13 protein-coding genes are annotated in these 17,610 nt (G+C 65.0%); 8 read left to right on the top strand and 5 right to left on the bottom strand.

Features of this window, described 5'->3' with window-relative positions:
* Positions 1-66: 66 nt before the first annotated feature.
* From XH92_RS21390 to XH92_RS21380, 3 genes are all read left to right on the top strand, one after another.
* Positions 67-1,290 carry an efflux RND transporter periplasmic adaptor subunit gene (locus XH92_RS21390; protein WP_194460925.1) on the top strand — a complete coding sequence of 408 codons (1,224 nt, stop codon included), beginning with the start codon at positions 67-69 and terminating at the stop codon, positions 1,288-1,290.
* On the top strand, positions 1,283-4,507 hold the full coding sequence (locus XH92_RS21385; RefSeq protein WP_194460924.1) for an efflux RND transporter permease subunit: 3,225 nt from the start codon (positions 1,283-1,285) through the stop codon (positions 4,505-4,507). Before XH92_RS21390 ends, XH92_RS21385 begins: the two co-directional genes overlap by 8 nt.
* Positions 4,508-4,647: 140 nt before the next feature.
* Positions 4,648-6,489 carry an alkaline phosphatase family protein gene (locus tag XH92_RS21380; RefSeq protein ID WP_194460923.1) on the top strand — a complete coding sequence of 614 codons (1,842 nt, stop codon included), beginning with the start codon at positions 4,648-4,650 and terminating at the stop codon, positions 6,487-6,489.
* 63 nt (positions 6,490-6,552) lie between these two features.
* On the opposite strand, the gene XH92_RS21375 is transcribed toward XH92_RS21380, so the two are convergent.
* Positions 6,553-7,134, bottom strand: coding sequence for a hypothetical protein (locus XH92_RS21375; protein WP_194460922.1), 582 nt, complete (start codon positions 7,132-7,134; stop codon positions 6,553-6,555).
* Positions 7,135-7,522: 388 nt separating this feature from the next.
* On the opposite strand from XH92_RS21375, the gene XH92_RS21370 reads away from it, so the two are divergent.
* Together XH92_RS21370 and XH92_RS21365 are read left to right on the top strand one after the other, a co-directional pair.
* Entirely contained in the window at positions 7,523-8,182 is a 660-nt protein-coding gene (locus tag XH92_RS21370; protein ID WP_194460921.1) for a peroxiredoxin, read from the top strand.
* Between the two features lie 3 nt (positions 8,183-8,185).
* The gene (locus tag XH92_RS21365; RefSeq protein ID WP_246788515.1) at positions 8,186-9,667 is read left to right on the top strand and encodes a deoxyribodipyrimidine photo-lyase; all 1,482 of its coding nucleotides are present in this window, start codon (positions 8,186-8,188) and stop codon (positions 9,665-9,667) included.
* Here XH92_RS21365 and XH92_RS21360 read toward each other — a convergent pair.
* Positions 9,664-10,536, bottom strand: a complete 873-nt coding sequence (locus tag XH92_RS21360; protein WP_194460920.1) for a DMT family transporter — start codon at positions 10,534-10,536, stop codon at positions 9,664-9,666. The two genes, XH92_RS21365 and XH92_RS21360, sit on opposite strands and share 4 nt — an antisense overlap.
* A 542-nt stretch (positions 10,537-11,078) precedes the next feature.
* On the opposite strand from XH92_RS21360, the gene XH92_RS21355 reads away from it, so the two are divergent.
* A complete protein-coding gene (locus XH92_RS21355) occupies positions 11,079-11,912 on the top strand; it encodes a YkgJ family cysteine cluster protein (RefSeq protein WP_194460919.1) in 834 nt (277 codons plus the stop codon).
* 58 nt (positions 11,913-11,970) lie between these two features.
* Here the strand turns inward: XH92_RS21355 and XH92_RS21350 are convergent, their stop codons facing one another.
* The gene (locus XH92_RS21350; RefSeq protein ID WP_246788514.1) at positions 11,971-13,530 is read right to left on the bottom strand and encodes a winged helix-turn-helix domain-containing protein; all 1,560 of its coding nucleotides are present in this window, start codon (positions 13,528-13,530) and stop codon (positions 11,971-11,973) included.
* A 109-nt stretch (positions 13,531-13,639) separates the two neighbouring features.
* Between XH92_RS21350 and XH92_RS21345 the strand changes: the two genes are divergently transcribed.
* Together XH92_RS21345 and XH92_RS21340 are read left to right on the top strand one after the other, a co-directional pair.
* A complete protein-coding gene (locus XH92_RS21345; protein ID WP_194460917.1) occupies positions 13,640-14,848 on the top strand; it encodes an acyl-CoA dehydrogenase family protein in 1,209 nt (402 codons plus the stop codon).
* Between the two features lie 29 nt (positions 14,849-14,877).
* Positions 14,878-15,780: a GNAT family N-acetyltransferase gene (locus XH92_RS21340; protein ID WP_194460916.1), complete on the top strand. Its 903-nt coding sequence runs from the start codon at positions 14,878-14,880 to the stop codon at positions 15,778-15,780.
* A 40-nt stretch (positions 15,781-15,820) separates the two neighbouring features.
* Here XH92_RS21340 and XH92_RS21335 read toward each other — a convergent pair whose 3' ends face one another.
* Positions 15,821-16,189, bottom strand: coding sequence for a hypothetical protein (locus XH92_RS21335; protein WP_246788513.1), 369 nt, complete (start codon positions 16,187-16,189; stop codon positions 15,821-15,823).
* A gap of 150 nt (positions 16,190-16,339) precedes the next feature.
* The gene (locus tag XH92_RS21330) at positions 16,340-17,290 is read right to left on the bottom strand and encodes an MFS transporter (RefSeq protein WP_246788512.1); all 951 of its coding nucleotides are present in this window, start codon (positions 17,288-17,290) and stop codon (positions 16,340-16,342) included.
* Positions 17,291-17,610: the final 320 nt, after the last annotated feature.

Below are 17,610 nucleotides of genomic sequence, written 5' to 3'. Positions count from 1 at the left end.
AGGCTTCCGCACAGATCGAGGTCGCGACAGCGCAGGGTCATCGGCTCGCGCTGCGGAGAGGCGCATATGAAACGGGTTGTTCTATTTTTCGCCGGCGTGGCCGCCGGCATCGCGTTGGTCGTTGTCGCGGCCGGATGGATTGGCTGGCCGGTCAAGTTCCCGGCCGCGATTCAGGAGACTGCGACCGCAGATCCACCGAAGACCGAGGCCAAGCATGAGGCCCCCGGACATGTCGGGCTCAGCGAAGACCAGATTCGTGAATCTGGCATCACGCTCGCACCAGCCAGCGGCGGCATGCTGAAGCGGCATTTCCTCGCGCCCGGATCGTTGATCCCTGACGCCGACCACATCGGCCGCGTCTCGGTGCGCGTGCTCGCGACGGTCACGGAACTGCGCAAGCGACTCGGCGACGTGGTCGAGAAAGGCGAGATCGTCGCCGCGATCGAAAGCCGCGAGGTCGCCGACGCCAAGAGCGAATACCTCGCGGCGCGGCTCACCAACGATCTGCAGCAGACGCTCTATGCCAGGCAGAAGACGCTGGTCGAAACCCGCATCGTCTCGGAGAACGAGTTCCTGCGCACGCGGCTGACCGCGAACGACGCCCAGATCAAGCTCGACGGCGCGCGGCAGAAGCTGTTTGCGCTAGGCCTGTCGGAAAGCGAGATCGCCGACCTGCCCAATCAGCCGCCGGAAAGCCTGCGGACGCAATTTTTGCGCGCGCCGATCAGCGGCCGGGTGTCTGAACGGCGTGTCGACCTCGGCGGGCTGATCGGGCGCGAGGGCCAGGAAAGCGAGCTCTACGTCATCGTCAATCTCGACGACATCTGGGTCGATCTGGCGGTTTCGCCCGAAGACATCGGCGCGGTCCACGAAGGCGTTTCGGTGAAAATCCGCGCCATCGGCAGCGAGGATGAAGCCAATGCCGGCGTGATCTTCGTCAGCCCCCTGCTCGACCGCGAGACCCGCAACGCCCGCGTGATCGCGACCATGCCCAACAAAGACCACCGCTGGAAACCCGGCACTTTCGTCACCGCGGAGGTTCCGCTGTCCGGCGCGCCGTCGAGCGTGATGGTCACGAAGAAGGCCATCCAAACCATCAAGGGAACGCCGACCGTATTCGTGCGTGATACCGACGGCTTCGAGGCGCGGTCGGTGCGAACCGGCCGCGAGGACGACGACGACATCGAAATCTTGTCAGGCCTTGCCGCCGGCGAGACCATCGCGGTGCAGAACACCTTCACATTGAAAGCTGAGGTCGAGAAGGACGAAGCGGAGCACGGCCATGATTGAGCGCATCATCGGTCTGGCGATCCAGCGGCGCTGGGTGGTCGTCACCCTGGCGGCGGTCCTGATGTTCCTCGGCGGCCTCGCGTTGGCCAAGCTGCCGATCGACGCGGTGCCCGACATCACCAACAAGCAAGTCCAGATCAACACCGTGGCCCCGGCGCTGTCGCCGGCGGAAATCGAAAAGCAGATCACCTTTCCGATCGAGACGGCGCTGGCGGGTGCGCCGGGGCTGGAAAGCACGCGGTCGCTCTCCCGTAACGGCTTCTCGCAGATCACCGCGGTGTTCAGCGAAGCCACCGACATCTATTTCGCCCGCCAGCAGGTCGGCGAGCGTCTGACCGAAGTTCGCGCGCGCCTGCCGCAGGGCATCGAGCCGCGGATCGGCCCGACCTCGACCGGTCTTGGCGAGATCTACATGTGGACCGTGCACTACTCAGGCCAGAAGGTGCAGACCGACGGCGCGCCGGGCCTGCAGAGCGACGGCCGCTTCCTGACGGCGGACGGCCAAGTGCTGCAGAGTGAAGTCGAGAAGGACGCCTATCTGCGCACGGTGCAGGACTGGATCATCAAGCCGCAGATCAAGATGGTGCCTGGTGTCGCCGGCGTCGATTCGATCGGCGGCTATCTCAAGCAGTACCAGGTCCATCCCGATGCGGCGAAGCTGATCGCGCTCGGCCTCACCTTCGCCGACGTTGCCAAGGCGATCGAGACCAACAACGTCAGCCGCGGTGCGCGCTATATCGAGCGCAACGGCGAAGGATTCGTGGTTCGGTCCGGCGGACGGCTCGAGAATATCGAGGAACTCGGCGCCGTCGTCGTCACCACCCGTGGCGGCGTTCCGGTCCGGATCCGCGACCTCGCCACGCTCTCGATCGGGGGCGAGACGCGCACCGGCAGCGCCAGCGAGAACGGCCGCGAGGTCGTGGTCGGCACGGCGTTGATGCTGATCGGCGCCAACAGCCGCACGGTATCGGCCGCGGTCGATGCCAAGCTGCGCGCGATCACGCCGTCCTTGCCGACAGGCGTCCAGGTCGAGACCGTGCTCGATCGCACCCAGCTGGTCGATGCGACCATCGGCACCGTGGCGCGCAACCTCTCTGAAGGCGCGCTGCTCGTGATCGCGGTGCTGTTCGTGCTGCTCGGCAATTTCCGGGCGGCGCTCATTACTGCGCTGGTGATCCCGATCGCCATGCTGATGACGGCGATCGGCATGTGGCAGGGCCGCATCAGCGCCAATCTGATGAGCCTCGGCGCGCTGGACTTCGGCCTGATCGTCGATGGCGCCGTCATCATCACCGAGAACAGCCTGCGTCACCTCGCCGAGAAGCAGCATGCGCTCGGCCGCGTGCTGACCCGGGACGAACGGCTGGCAACGGTGCGGGCGTCCACCGTGGAAATGGTGCAGCCGAGCCTCTACGGCCAGGCCATCATCCTGCTGGTCTATGTGCCGCTCCTCACTTTCACCGGCGTCGAGGGTAAGATGTTCGAGCCGATGGCGCTGACCGTGATCCTGGCGCTCGCGGCCGCCTTCGTGCTGTCGCTGACGCTGGTTCCGGCGCTGATCGCGATCGGCATCACCGGCCGCGTCCAGGAGAAGGAAAACTGGCTCGTTGCCGCATTGAAGCGCGGTTACAGCCCGCTGCTCCGGCGTGCGGTGGCAACGCCCCTGCCCGTCATCGCCGTGGCGGTGGTGCTGTTCGCCGCCGCCCTGTTCGGGTTCTTCCGTCTCGGCCAGGAGTTCATCCCCTCGCTCGACGAGAAGAACATCGCCATGCACGCGCTCCGGATCCCGAGCACCGCGCTATCGCAGTCGCAGGCCATGCAGCTGTCGGTCGAGAAGGCCGTCAGCCGCTTCCCGCAGGTATCGTTCGTGTTCTCCAAGACCGGCACCGCGGAGGTGGCGAGCGACCCGATGCCGCCCAACGCATCCGACACCTTCATCATCCTGAAGCCGCGCGCGCAGTGGCCGGATCCGTCGCTGACCAAGGAGCAGTTGATCGAGGACATCTCGAAGGCGGCCGGCCGGTTGCCCGGCAACGTCTATGAATTCACCCAGCCGATCCAGATGCGCTTCAACGAACTGCTCGCCGGCGTTCGCGGCGATATCGCGGTCAAGGTGTTCGGCGACGAGTTCGAGCCGATGCAGAAGGCCGCCAACCAGATTGCATCAGCGCTGCGTGGCGTGCGCGGCGCGACCGACGTCAAGGTCGAACAGGCCGGGGGCCTGCCCGTGCTCGAGATCAAGGTCGACAAGGCGGCGATCGCCCGGCGCGGCCTCAGCGTCTCCGAGGTGCAGGACGTGATCGGTGCCGCAGTCGGCGGCCAGGATGCCGGCGTGGTCTACGAGGGCGATCGGAGCTTCGACATCGTGGTGCGGCTGCCGGAGAGCGTGCGCTCCGATCTCGAGGCGTTGAGCAATCTGCCGGTAGCCTTGCCGAAGGCGACACCGAGTTCGCCGGTGCAGAGCCTGCCGCTTAACCGCGTTGCGCAATTCTCCTTCACCGAGGGACCGAACCAGATCAGCCGCGAGAACGGCAAGCGCCGTATCGTGGTGACGGCCAACGTCCGCGGCCGCGATCTCGGCTCGGTGGTCGAGGAAGCCCAAGCAAAGGTCGCGCAATCGGTGCAGCTGCCGCCGGGCTACTGGATGACCTGGGGCGGCCAGTCGGAGAATCTCGCCGCGGCGCGCCAGCGCCTTGCGGTCGTGGTGCCGGCTTGCTTTGCAATGATCTTCCTGTTGCTGCTGGCGGCGATGGGATCAGTGCGCGATGCGCTGCTGGTGTTCAGCGCGGTGCCGCTGGCGCTGACAGGTGGCATCGCCGCGCTGTGGCTGCGCGGCATGCCGTTCTCGATCTCGGCAGCGGTCGGCTTCATCGCGCTGTCCGGCGTCGCGGTGCTGAACGGGCTCGTGATGCTGAGCTTCATCAGGCAATTGCGGGAACGCGGCGTGCCGATGCGGGAGGCCATCGAGCAAGGCGCCCTCACCCGCTTCCGGCCCGTGGTGATGACCGCGCTGGTCGCCTCGCTCGGTTTCGTGCCGATGGCGTTCGCCACCGGCACCGGCGCCGAGGTGCAGAAGCCGCTTGCCACCGTGGTGATCGGCGGCCTGATCAGCGCGACCCTGCTGACGCTTGCCGTGCTGCCCGCGCTCTATGCACGGTACGGGCATGCCGGCAGAGCCGCGCGCGATGAGAGGACCGCGATTCAGCCCGCAGAATGACGGTGTGTTGGCCCGCAGCCGCCCAAGAAAAATCTGGCAGTTACAGCGCCCGGCGGGCGCTGTAACATTTCTGTCATATGGCAAAACTAAACGAAGACGGCGGCGGGCTGCCGCGGGGCTTCATCAGGGGGAATAACAAAATGCGCCGTGCCATTACACTACTGTCCGCGAGCGTGATCGCGCTTTCAGCCGGCGCCGCTTCCGCACAGAATGCAAAACCCCGCAACCTCATCCTGTTCGTCCCCGACGGCCTGCGCGGCGGCATCGTGACGCCGGAGACGGCGCCGGCGATGGCCGAGATCCGCGACAAGGGCGTCCACTTCAAGAACTCGCATTCGCTGTTCCCGACCTTCACCATGGCGAACAGCTCGGCGCTGTCGACCGGCCACTATCTCGGCGACACCGGCACCTTCTCCAACACGATCTATACCAGCTACACCTCGGTGCCCGCCGGCGACACCGTGGTCCCCTTCATCGAGAACGACGCCGTGCTCGCCGACATCGACGATCATTTCAACGGCGACTACCTCAACGAGGAGACGCTGCTGAAGATGGCCCGCGGCCAGGGTTTCAGTACCGCCGCTATCGGCAAGGTCGGTCCGACCCTGCTGTTCGACCACACCGATCGCGGCAAGAACACGATCGTGATCGACGATTCCACCGGCGGCAAGACCGGCGTGCCGCTCTCCGACGAGATGAAGGACGCGCTGACCAAGGCCGGCCTGCCGCTCGCCACCCCGAGCCGCGGTGACAATGCCAAGGCCGGCGATGCCAAGACGCCCGGCACCACGGTCGCCAACGTCGCGCAGCAGGCCTACATGGCCGATGTCGCGACCAAGGTCGTGCTGCCGATGTTCAAGGCGCGCAACAAGCCGTTCGTGCTGGTGTTCTGGTCGCGCGATCCCGACGGCAGCCAGCACAACACCGGCGACAGCCTCAACACCATCACCCCCGGCATCAACGGTCCGACCTCGATGGCCGGCATCAAGAATGCCGACAACAACCTCGCCCAGCTCCGCAAGGCGCTCGACGAGCTTGGGCTGTCCGCCACCACCAACATCATGGTCTCCTCCGACCACGGCTTCTCGACGATCTCGAAGGAGAGCAAGATCAGCCCGTCGGCCAAGATCAGCTACGACGACACGCCGAAGGATTTCCTCCCGATGGGCTTCCTGGCGATCGATCTCGCCAAGGCGCTGGACCTGCCGCTGTTCGACCCCAACGACAAGAATGCCAAGGTCGCCGACAACGCCCACCCGAAGGCCGGCAACGGCGTGCTCGGCCAGGATCCGACCAAGCCCGACGTCGTGGTCGCGACCAATGGCGGCTCGGACCTGATCTACCTGCCGAACCGCGACAAGAAGCTCGCCGACCGCGTCATCAAGGCGCTGCTCGAGCAGGACTATGTCTCTGGCCTCTTCGTCGACGACAAGCTCGGCAACTTCCCCGGCACGCTGCCGATGTCGAACCTCAACCTGAAGGGCAAGGCGGTGACGCCGAATCCGTCGATCGTGGTCAATTTCCGCTCCTGGTCGAGCGGCTGCGAGATCCCGACCAACTGCTCGGTGCAGATCGCCGACACCGTGCTGCGCCAGGGCCAGGGCATGCATGGCAGCTTCAGCCGCGGGGACACCTACAACTTCACCGCCGCGATCGGCCCCGACTTCAAGGCGGGCTATGTCGATCCGCTGCCGGTCAGCAACGCCGATGTCGGCATGACCGCGGCCCAGCTACTGGGCCTGCGCGCGCCGAACAATGGCGGGCTGATCGGCCGGGTGATGTCGGAAGCGCTGCCGAACGGCATCGTGCCGAAGATGGCCGAGGGCACCATCATGTCGAAGAAGCCGTCGGCCAATGGCCTGCGCACGGTGCTGAAATTCCAGCGTGTGCTCTCGACCCGCTATTTCGACGTCGCCGGGTTTCCGGGGCGGACGCTCGGGCTCGAGGAGAGCGACGGCAAACAGAAAACGGCGGGGAAGTGATCCCCGCTGCTCTCACCTGAAGCCGTTGGTCCGGGATGATGCAGGCCACATCATCCCGATTGATCACATCATCCCGATGTCGAACACGTTGGGCAGTTGCGCCGCGAGCGGAAGCGCAGTCGCGCCGACCAGCGTCGCAACCATTGCCGCCAGCGCACGACCGGTGCGGCGCTGACCGCGCATCCGACCGGCGATCCACTCGAGAACCTTGGTGTCCATGTTGCTGCCCTGCGTCGGCGCCCAGCGGCCGATGTCGGTGTCGGGCGACAGCGCCACCGTGCGCGGCGGCACCGGCAGGCCGGACTCGGAGGCGGCATGATGGGCGATCGCCTTGGCGAGCAGGTCGTCGAACCGGCCGCCATCGCTGCGCTCGGCAGCCGCCTCGTTGATCGCGAGCAGCGCCTCGATCTCGGCCCGGCTGACCGGCTGATGTTCGACCGCGGCCGCCGTCAGGATGCGCGCGCACCAGGCAGCATCATCGGCATCGAGCGACCGGGAGAAATGGATGCGGCCCTTGGTGGTCGGGCCTTCGCCGGTGATGACGCCGTCGCGCACGATGGTCAGCGCGTGGGCGGCGGTCTTGCGGCAGGACGGATGCAACGCACCGCTGAGAGCCTCAGCGGTCTTGGTACTTGGGGTAGACATTGTGGGAGCTTTCAATTCCTATCTCAGGCCAGCTTTTCCATGCGGGCGTAAACGAGTGGTTAATGATTCGGAACTTGGGTTCCGAGATTTTTAGATGGTTGCTATTTGGTCGCTTTGGAAGCTGTCATGGTTCAGTCCTATAGCAGCCGGGGCCGGCGTGATGACGGCGATAAGCGGCTTTATCTGGGCATTTCCAAGCTTTTGTGCCGCAGCTGATGTTTCGTCGCAGGGGTTTGGATCAAAACAAGTTGCTTGGAATTCCAGCCTCAAGGAGAAATGTTTCACCTTTTTTCAGAACCCGTTCACTTAAGCCTTCCCGCGTCCTATACTGGAACATACCACCTCAAACACAGATTTAGCTGCAACTTCAAAGAGATGAGGTAAAATCATGGCACTTCAGATTGGCGCCGTCGCCCCCGACTTCGAAGCCGAGACCACCGAAGGAAAGATCAAGTTCCACGACTGGATCGGCAGCAGCTGGGCGCTTTTGTTCTCCCATCCCAAGGACTTCACCCCGGTCTGCACCACCGAGCTCGGCACGCTCGCCCGCCTGAAGCCCGATTTCGACAAGCGCGGCGTTAAGCTGATGGGCCTGTCGGTCGATCCGGTCGACCGCCACGCGAAATGGTCCGAGGACATCAAGGAGACCCAGGGCGCCGCGCCGAACTACCCGATGATCGGCGACACCGATTTTAACGTGTCGAAGCTCTACGACATGCTGCCGGCTTCGACCTCGGGCGATCCCCTCACCCGCACGCCGGCGGACAATCAGACGGTCCGCAACGTCTTCATCATCGGCCCCGACAAGAAGATCAAGCTGGTGCTGGTCTACCCGATGACCACGGGCCGGAACTTCCAGGAGATCCTGCGCGTCATCGACTCGCTGCAACTCACCGCCACGCACCGCGTCGCCACCCCCGCTGACTGGAAGCAGGGCGAGGACGTGATCATCGCGGGCTCGGTCAGCAACGACGAGGCCAAGACGATCTATCCGCAGGGCTGGAAGGAGCCGAAGCCTTACATCCGCATCGTGCCGCAGCCGAAGTAACTGTTGGCACGCAGCGTCCGGGTGGCCCGCGCACAGCCTGTCGTCGTCTGGTTCCGCGACGACCTGCGGCTGTCGGATCACCCGGCCCTGCGTGAAGCGGCCAGCCGCGGCGCGCCCGTGGTCGGCCTCTATGTCCGCGACGAAGAAAGCCGTGCCCTGAAACCTCCAGCCGCGCGCCCCCTCGGGGGCGCGACGCGCTGGTGGCTGGCGCAGTCGCTGCGCGCGCTCGGCAGAAGCCTTGAGGCGATCGGCGGAACGCTGGTGCTGCGGACCGGACCGGCCGCTTCCGTGATCGCTGCGCTGGCACGCGAGATCGACGCGGGCGCCGTGTTCTGGAACGACATCGCGCAGGCGCCGCATCAAGCGATTGCTGCAGACGTTGAATCCGCGCTCGCAAGTGACGGCGTGGACTCGCAAATTTTTGCTGGCGACCTGCTCGTCGCGCCCCAGGCGATCCGCAACAAGGACAACCGGGCCCTGCGCGTCTTCACGCCGTTCTGGCGGCGCGTGCAGGGCCTCGGCGATCCGCCAAAGCCGCTGCCGGCGCCGAGGAAGCTGACATCCCTTAGCGGCATCACAAGCGAAGCCCTCGACGATTGGCAGCTCGAGCCGACACGGCCGGATTGGGCCGGCGGCCTGCGCGAGAGCTGGACGCCGGGCGAAGCCGCGGCGCAGGCGCGGCTGAAGACATTTCTCGACGAAATTATCAGCGGCTACTCCGGCAACCGCGACCGGCCGGACCGTGACCGCACCTCACGTCTGTCGCCACATCTCCGCTTCGGCGAGATCAGCCCGCGCCAAGTGTGGCACGCGGCCCGTTTCGCCGCGGCCGAGCATCCGCGCCTTGCCGGCGATATCGACAAGTTCCTCAGCGAGCTCGGCTGGCGCGAGTTCTGCCGTCACCTGCTGTTCGATGTGCCTGATCTGGCGGATCGGAATCTGCAGGAGCAGTTCGACGCCTTTCCGTGGAAGCGCGACGCTCGTGCGCTGAAGGCGTGGCAGCGCGGCCTGACCGGCTATCCGATCGTCGATGCCGGCATGCGCGAGCTCTGGCACAGCGGCGTGATGCACAACCGGGTGCGGATGGTGGTCGCCTCATTCCTGGTGAAGCACCTGCTGATCGACTGGCGCGCCGGCGAAGCATGGTTCTGGGACACGCTGGTCGATGCCGATGCCGGCTCCAACCCCGCGAATTGGCAATGGGTCGCCGGCTCCGGCGCCGACGCCGCGCCCTATTTCCGTGTCTTCAATCCGATCCTGCAGGGCGAGAAGTTCGATCCGGACGGCGCCTATGTCAGGCGCTGGGTGCCGGAGCTCGCGCAGCTCTCCGACGACCTGCTCCATCAGCCCTGGACCGCAACGCCGATCGAGCTCGCAAGCGCCGGCGTCGAACTCGGCAAGACCTATCCGCAGCCGATCGTCTATCACAAGCAGGGCCGCGAACGTGCGCTCGCCGCCTACGCCAAGATCCGCGGCAAGAACTAAACGCGGCGGTTGACCACCAGCACCGCGGCGGCGCAGGCGGCCATGCCGGCCATCGCGACATAATCCAACCGTTCGCCGAACAGCACATAGGCCATCAGCGCGGTCACCGCCGGCACGAGATAGAACAGGCTCGCGACCGAGGTCGCGGCATGGTGACGGATCAGCCAGTACAATAACCCGATCGAGCCGATCGACAGCGCGAACACCAGCCAGGCGATCGCCAGCACGAACTCGCTGGTCCAATGCACGACATTGGTCTCGAACAGCCAGGCACCGATGCTGAAGAAGATCGTCACCGCGATATACTGCACGAGATTGCCGGCACGCCAGTCGATCTGGTTGCAGTAGCGGCGCTGGTACAGCGTGCCCAGAGTGATGCTGATCAGCGAGACGCCCGAGGCAAGCCAGCCCCACCCTGCTTCGCCGGTCATCGGCCGGTTGTGCAGGATCAGCACGACGCCGGCGAGGCCGAGCGCGAGCCCGCCCCATTGCAGCGGCGTGACGCGCTCCCCTAACCAGCGGTTGGCGATGGTCGAGGTCAGGATCGGCTGCAGGCCCGGGATCAACGCCGACAGCCCCGCGGGAATCGAATGCGCGATCGCAATCGCGGTGCCGCCGAGATAGAAGCCGTGCACCAGGATGCCGGCCACCACGCTGTGGACAACGCCGATCCGGTCCGGCCATTTCGGCCGAGCGGCCGCGGCGATGATCATCATCACCACCACCACGAACGCCATCCGGATCGCCAGATAGGTCAACGGCTCCGCATTGTTGATGACGTATTTGGTGCCGATGAATCCCGTGCTCCACAGCACGACAAAAATCGCCGGCGCCAGACGAGCGGCAGTTTCCTCGAAGTACTTGTTCATTGCAGGCCGTCATTGCCTGAAGACGAGGCAGCCGGCAATCGCGAATTTGTGCGGGGATGGCGGGCAAGCCCACCGCTGTAAGCAAATGGCGTCTCACCCACAGTGTCGTCCATGCGAAAGCAGGGACCCATACTCCGCGGCGGATGTCGCGAAAGGGACTCGTCGTTCCAGCGACCTTCAACGATGACCATCGGTGGTTATGGGTCCCTGCGTTCGCAGGAACGACACTGAACGTGTTGCACGGTCTGCTAGTCACACATTCGCATTCTCGCAACATTGCCGATGACATGAGACCACACTGACCTTGCAGACGCTCGCGGATCCAACGCCTGTTCGCTGCAATCACGACGATTTGTCCTCAGGGATGCCATGCGCGTTTGTCGGATGCGGCGTCCGCTCCACGTCGATACGCTTCAACCGCAATTTCGCAGCCGTCGGTCGCGGCGTGTTCCGAATAGAACCGGGATTGCCGCCGCCGGATACCGGCGGCCAAGAACACTGCAGAAGAAGAACCGGCCGCGAGCCGGACAAGAAGAAAAACAATGGACCAAGTGGCGTTGGTCGTCGTTCGGGCGGTCGAGAGCGGCGCGACGACGACGAAAGATATTATCGGCGTGACCAGATTGTCGCGCCTCAAGGTCGAGCGTGCGCTGGGCACGCTGGAGAAGCAGAAACTGCTCGTCCGCGAACGACAAGGCTCGTGGGCCCTCGGCTTTCCCGTGGCCCCGACGGTCAGGCAATGCGGATCATGCACACTCTGCTGCAAGGTGCTTGAGGTGACCGATCTCGGCAAACCGGTGAACACGGTCTGCAATCACATCCTGGCCGGCGGCGGATGCGAGATCTACCACGAGCGTCCCCGGCAGTGCCGGTCATTCAGCTGCGCCTGGCTGCAAGGCCATCTCGATGATGATTGGTTTCCCGAGTCGGCGGGCATGGTGCCGCATTTCGGGCTCGATACGCTCAATGTGCAGGTTGACCTCGATGATCCCGACCGCTGGCGCGAGCAACCCTATTTCAACAAACTGTGCGAACTATCGCTGAAGGGCCTCCGGGTAAGCGAAGGGCGACCGTATGCCACCCTCGTCATCGTCGGTCACGATCGCTATTTGCTGCTGGGGCGGACCATCGTTCCCGATCCAACGCTGTTCGGCACCGCCGTCGTGCCGATCACCTTCGATACCTTCCGCTACTGGAAGGCCAGGTCGCTCGAGCATTTCCAGCGGTTGAACGACCGCGTCACGGAGATCCACCGCATCCAGCAGGAGTTCGGCTATTGCGCCATCCCTGACGACGATGACGACGATCCCTCCCCGCCTTACCGCCCGGCCCTGCTCCAGCGGTCCAAGGAACTGGGCGTGATACGCACGACCTGACGGCACCCGGACACAACTCAGGTCAGATCGCGGGGCGAGCAACGAGCGGCTATGAGTGTCAGCTGGTGAAACCCGCCTTGCGCAATCCATCGAGGAAATGTTCGCGGTCGGAGGGATTGCGATATCGTTCAGCCCTGGCCCGGGCGAGGTCGAGAGTTTTCGTCGGCACGGCGTTGCCGATTGCATTCAGTTCGCGGCACCGTTGGCTGACGAACGCGTCGGCCTCTGCCTGCGCCTCGCCAAGTCGTCCCATCTGCGCATAGCAGGCCGCAAGAAGGCCGTGCGACCACCTGTCGAACGAGCGCGCCTCCATCACCGCCTTGACCGCCTGCTCGTACTCGCGCCCGGAATAGAGGGCAAGCGCGTGATACCAGTGGTACAGGTTGGGCGGAAACGGATTGAGCCGCTTGGCCGTCGCGATCCACACCAGCGCCTCGCGCCACCGTCCCCAGTAGACCAGGATGTTGGCGAAAACGGCGGCGACATCGGCATCGTTCGGATTGAGCGCGAGCGCGCGGCCGAAATGGATCTCGGCCTTGGCGTCATCGTTCAGCAGGAACAGCAGCTGGGCGAACACGCCGTGAGACCAGGCGTCGCCGTCCTCGATATCGAGCGCGTGCTCGATCTCGCGCCGCGCCTCGTCCAGGGTCGCGGCGGCGGGCGATTCGAGAAACACGTCACAGATGATGGTCCAGGCGATGTTGACGTGGGCGCGGGCATATTGCCGGTCGAGCGCGACGGCGCTTCGAAAATAGTCCCTGGCCTGCGCCATGGCCTTCACGGTCAGCTGACGCCATCGCTCGTTTCCGAGCAGGACCAGATCATAGGCGGTGATGCTGGAGGTCGGCTTACGCCTCGCGACCTCCCGGCCGGCATCCTCCATCCGGCCGGGCAGCGCCGCGACGATCGCCCGTACAATCTCGTCCTGCAGTGCGAAGATGTCATCGAGATCGCGGTCGTAGCGCTCGGTCCAGAGATGGTAACCGCTCACGGCGTCGAGCAGCTGGATCGTCACCCGCACACGGCTGCCGATCTTGCGCACACTGCCTTCGGCCACGTAGCGGACGCCGAGCTCGCGGCCGACCTGTTTGATCTCTGGTGTCCTGCCTTTGTAAGCGAAGCTGGAGTGACGGGCGACGACGAACAGCGACCTGAACCGCGACAGTTCGGCGATGATGTCTCCCGTGATCCCGTCGGAAAAATATTCCTGCGCGGGATCGCCGCTCAGATTCGACAATGGAAGCACCGCGAGCGACGGCTTGTCGGACAGCGCCGGCTCGGGCGTTACGGAGGAGCCCGGTTCGGATACGACCGCAACCGGCGGGCCGACATAGCGATAGCCGCGGCGCGGCAGCGTCTCGATCCAGGTCGCGCCCCCGTCGATGTCGGCAAATGCCCTCCGCAAGGCGGCGATCTGCACCGTCAGGTTGCTCTCCTCGATTGCGAGCCCCGGCCAGGCCGCCTCCATCAACGCATCCTTGGAAACCGGCACTCCGGCCCGCTCGACAAGCAGCCGCAGCAGCACCACCGCGCGACGTCCGAGCGCGACCGGTTCGGACTCCCGGAACAGCATCTCGGCGCCGGCGTCGAGGCGGAAGGGACCGAATTCGTGGATCATCGCCATGGCTGCGCAGACTACATTTTTTGCAACTTTTTCGGAACCGATTCAGGACCTCGGGGAAGCGGACGATCAGGCTGCAGCGGTGCCGAACCTCGAGGAGAATCCGATGCGCGATCCAGGCTATGCGGCGAAAGCGGACGGTCCGATGGCCCGTCCCGGTCCGGACGTGCATGCCGGTGACCCGGCCGGCGTTTGCCGCATACTCGAGGACGTCCAGGCGTTGGCGCCGCTGATCGCTGCGCAGCGCAACGAGTTTGACAGCGGGCGGCGGCTGCCGGACGCGGTTTTCGCCGCGCTGGCGGACGCCGGCCTGTTCCGCTTATGGCTGCCCCAAGCGCTCGGCGGACCAGAACTGTCACCCGTCGCGTTCATGCGCGTCGTCGAAGCCGCCTCGGCACTCGACGGCTCCGTCGGCTGGCTGGTCGGCAATGGCGCCGGCATGAGCCGGATCGGCGGCTACCTCGATGAGGCCGTCGCTCGTGACTGGTATGCCGACCTGCGCGCCTTTGTCGCAAGCGCGACCGGTGCGGTCGGTACGGCGACGGCCGTCGCAGGCGGCTATCGCCTGTCCGGGCGCTGGCCGTTCGGCAGCGGCGCGCATCACGCGACCCGCTTCATGGTACTGGCCAGCGTCAGGCCCGACGATCCTGCTTCGCCCCTTCTCTGCTGCTATCTCGGGCGGGCGGATGTGACCGTCCTCGACAACTGGCATGTGTCCGGACTGCGTGGCACCGGCAGTTGCGATTTCGAGGCGCGGGATGTTTTCGTGCCGGCGGCCCACGCTCATCCCTTTCTCGGCCTGCAACCGACCCAGCCCGGGCTGCTCTATCGCATGCCGCCGTCATCGGTGTTCGCGTGGAGCATCTGCGGAGTGCCGCTCGGCATCGCATCCGGCGCCATCACCTCGTTCACGGAGCTCGCCAAGGGCCGCTCCGGAAAGCGCGCCGCGCTCCGCGATCGCGAGATCGTTCAGGCGACGGTCGGGCGGACGAGAGCGATGCTTCGCGCCGCCCGCGCGCTTCTGATCGATGCCATGACCGAATTGATGGCGGCAACCGACACGGGCGGCCAACGGCTGGTGGAGGCTCGCGCGGACATTCGGATCGCCAACGCGCATGCGGCGGAGACTGCCACGTCCATCACCGACATGCTGGCCACCAGCGCGGGCGCCGTCGCCATCTTCGACACCTGCGCCCTGGAGCGTGCGGTCGGCGATGTGCGCGCCGCGGCCAAGCATATCGCGATGAGCCCGAACAATTACATCACGGCCGGCCGGCTGACGCTTGGGCTCGATCCCGGCACGACGAGGTTTTGAACATTGTCCGGCCACCAACGGAGTTGCCCATGTCAGTGATCTGCCGGCCGGCACGCGCGCAGGACCTGGAATTCGCCGACGCCCTCGTCGTCTCCAGCATCAACGATCTCACGGAACGGCACGGCTTCGGCCCGATGGCGGTTTCGTCTCCGCCCAAGTTCCAGTTGTTTTCCATGAGGGACGATCCCGACGGTCTCTGGGTGGCGGAGGAGAACGAGCGGATCCTCGGCTTCGCCTGGAGCTGGATCTGCGGCGACATGTGGTTTCTGGCACAGCTGTTCGTGTCGCCCGATCAGCAGGGACGGAGCATCGGCAACGAACTGATCAAGCGGACCATCGCGCACGCCGAGAAGTCAGGGGCGTCCAACCGGGTGCTCATCACCTTCAGCTTCAACACGGTATCGCAGGGGCTTTACATCCGACACGGACTGCTTCCGCGATTCCCCATCTACAGTATCAGCGCATCGCGCGAGCAGTTGATCGGTCATTTGCACGGTCCAAAATACGACGTCACGCCGCTCAAGCCGGAGGCCTCGACCCTGCGTCGTCTCGCGCAGGCAGACGAGCGGACCCTTGGTGTCTCGCGCGAAAAGCATCATCGCTATCTGCTCCATGAGGGCGCGGCGACCGGGTTCAATCTCCACGATGGAAACGACTGGATCGGCTATGCCTACGTGGACACCGGTGGTCATATCGGACCGCTCGCGGTCACGGAGCCGCACGCGGTCGTTCCAGCCTTGAGAACGGCGTTGTACCTAGCGGCCGATACCGGCGCGTCACGGATATCGGCATTCCTGCCTGGTGCGAGCAAGGCGGCGCTTGATACCGCAATGGCGCTGGGAATGCGGATCAAGTGTCCGATGCTGCTGATGTCGTCGCGAGAATTCGGCAATTGGAACCAGTATCTGCCGCGCAATCCGGGTTTCATGTGACCCGTGCGGGTCTCGGCCGACCGTCGCATCACGCCGATCGTCACCTGAGGTGATATTTCCTGCCGTTCGTGTTCGGGTTGGTGTTGTCGCTCGTCGAGAACATCAAGGCCGGTCCGAAATAACCCCAGCGATCCCGGTAAAGTCCAAAGCGGCCGGCACCCTCGTCGATGATCTCTTGCTGGGTGCTGTTCGCCGGGCCGAGCAGCCTGTCATCTTCATACAGGCGGGCAGTCTTGATATCGCCATCGACGTATTTGACGGGGACGAGAAACGCGTGTCCTTGATAAAAGTGAAAAGTGCCGCGAAGAAGTTGTCGATCGATCGGGCTCGGCGGAACCAGATAAAGCAACGCACTCGACGCCAGGGCAAAAAGCGTCGATCCGATCACGATGCGCGTATTTGCTGACATCCTCAACGGCTCTCCCTCCGGGCTCTTGCTTGCCAGGCGCCTCTGTAGCGCGCGGCTTCATCGCATACAACCGATGGACATCCGCCATCGCCTGTACGTGACCGGTGCGAAAGTCGATTCGACAGGCCGTAAGACCGCACAGAGCAAGCATCAGATCGTTGACGTGCGTCCGGCGAAGTTGCCGAGAATGGCCATCAGCACGGTCGGCACGGCGCAGCACGCGAGCGCAACCTCCCAGCCCCCGGTCGCATCATGAGCAAATCCGGCAAGCGGCGGACCAGCGGCCGACAGCGAATAGCCGAGGCACTGCGCCATGCCCGACAATGTCGCCGCCTGCTGGCTGTGCGCAGTCCTCAGGCTGACGAATGTGAGGCCGAGGATGAAGGCAGCGCCCGCGCCGAAGCCGAACAGCGCGACCCACACCAGCGCAAGCGACGGAAGCTGCCACAATCCGAGCAGCGCGGCGCAGGTCGCAAGCGACACCGCGATCGCGATGCCGCGTTGATCCTTCATGCGCCGGACCATCGGACCGAGTATCAGGCCGGGAATCGCCGTCGCCAGCTGCGATACGCCGTGCAGCGTGCCCGCCGCCGCCGCGGAGTAGCCTGCCTGCGCGAGAATGGCGGGCAGCCATCCGACGATGACGTAGAACACCAGCGAGGTCAGGCCGAGAAAACCGGTGACCTGCCAGGCGAGCGGCGAGTGCCAGATGCGCCCGCGATGCGCCAGCGCGTCAGGCTCGATCGCCGGGACCGAATGCATCCCCAGCTGCGGGACCCAGACCATCAACGCCACCAGCGGAAAGATCAGCGTGCTCGCAAGCGAAAGGTGCCAGCCGGATCCGGGCAACAAGGCGAGCGGGATCGCCACGACGGATGCGAACGCCTGGGCCAATGCAGACGTGATCGCGTAAGCGCCGGTCAGGCTGGCGATGCGGGTCGGGAAGTCGCGCTTGAGCAGGCTCGGCAGCAGCACATTTGCAACCGCGATCCCCGCACCGATGGTGGAGGTGCCGGCGAACAGCGCCCAGACCGGACCCGACGAGCGCAAGGCGATCCCGGCGGCGATGACCAGCAGCGCGCCGAACAGCGACCGCTCCATGGCCGCATCTGCGCCCGAGGATGGCCGCAACCGGTGAGATCACGGCGAACGCAAGCAACGGCAGTGTCGTCAGGAATCCCGCCTCCGCCGCGCTGACCCCGCTGCTCTCGCGGATCATGCCGAGCATCGGCGCGACGCCGGTAATGGGCGCACGGAGCGCCGAGGCGGTCAGCAGGATCCCCACGACCAGGAGCCCCTGCCCGCCAAACGTCCGCATCGGCGCAATCATCGTCATCACATGCTCCCGGCTATCCGCCCGCGCGGAAACTATCGACTTAGCCGCCGGAAGAATTTACATATCTATTCTATTGATCGCTAAA

Origin of the sequence: Bradyrhizobium sp. CCBAU 53421 (assembly GCF_015291625.1) — a bacterium.
Taxonomy (GTDB): Bacteria; Pseudomonadota; Alphaproteobacteria; order Rhizobiales; family Xanthobacteraceae; genus Bradyrhizobium.
This window is presented reverse-complemented; position numbering and strand designations above follow the sequence as displayed.

Coding starts and splice junctions, on each gene's coding strand:
- XH92_RS21380 (WP_194460923.1), top strand. CDS start 4,648: ATGCGCCGTGCCATTACACTACTGTCCGCGAGCGTGATCGCGCTTTCA.
- XH92_RS21350 (WP_246788514.1), bottom strand. CDS start 13,530: ATGATCCACGAATTCGGTCCCTTCCGCCTCGACGCCGGCGCCGAGATG.
- XH92_RS21330 (WP_246788512.1), bottom strand. CDS start 17,290: ATGGAGCGGTCGCTGTTCGGCGCGCTGCTGGTCATCGCCGCCGGGATC.
- XH92_RS21370 (WP_194460921.1), top strand. CDS start 7,523: ATGGCACTTCAGATTGGCGCCGTCGCCCCCGACTTCGAAGCCGAGACC.
- XH92_RS21360 (WP_194460920.1), bottom strand. CDS start 10,536: ATGAACAAGTACTTCGAGGAAACTGCCGCTCGTCTGGCGCCGGCGATT.
- XH92_RS21385 (WP_194460924.1), top strand. CDS start 1,283: ATGATTGAGCGCATCATCGGTCTGGCGATCCAGCGGCGCTGGGTGGTC.
- XH92_RS21355 (WP_194460919.1), top strand. CDS start 11,079: ATGGACCAAGTGGCGTTGGTCGTCGTTCGGGCGGTCGAGAGCGGCGCG.
- XH92_RS21345 (WP_194460917.1), top strand. CDS start 13,640: ATGCGCGATCCAGGCTATGCGGCGAAAGCGGACGGTCCGATGGCCCGT.
- XH92_RS21375 (WP_194460922.1), bottom strand. CDS start 7,134: ATGTCTACCCCAAGTACCAAGACCGCTGAGGCTCTCAGCGGTGCGTTG.
- XH92_RS21335 (WP_246788513.1), bottom strand. CDS start 16,189: ATGTCAGCAAATACGCGCATCGTGATCGGATCGACGCTTTTTGCCCTG.
- XH92_RS21390 (WP_194460925.1), top strand. CDS start 67: ATGAAACGGGTTGTTCTATTTTTCGCCGGCGTGGCCGCCGGCATCGCG.
- XH92_RS21340 (WP_194460916.1), top strand. CDS start 14,878: ATGTCAGTGATCTGCCGGCCGGCACGCGCGCAGGACCTGGAATTCGCC.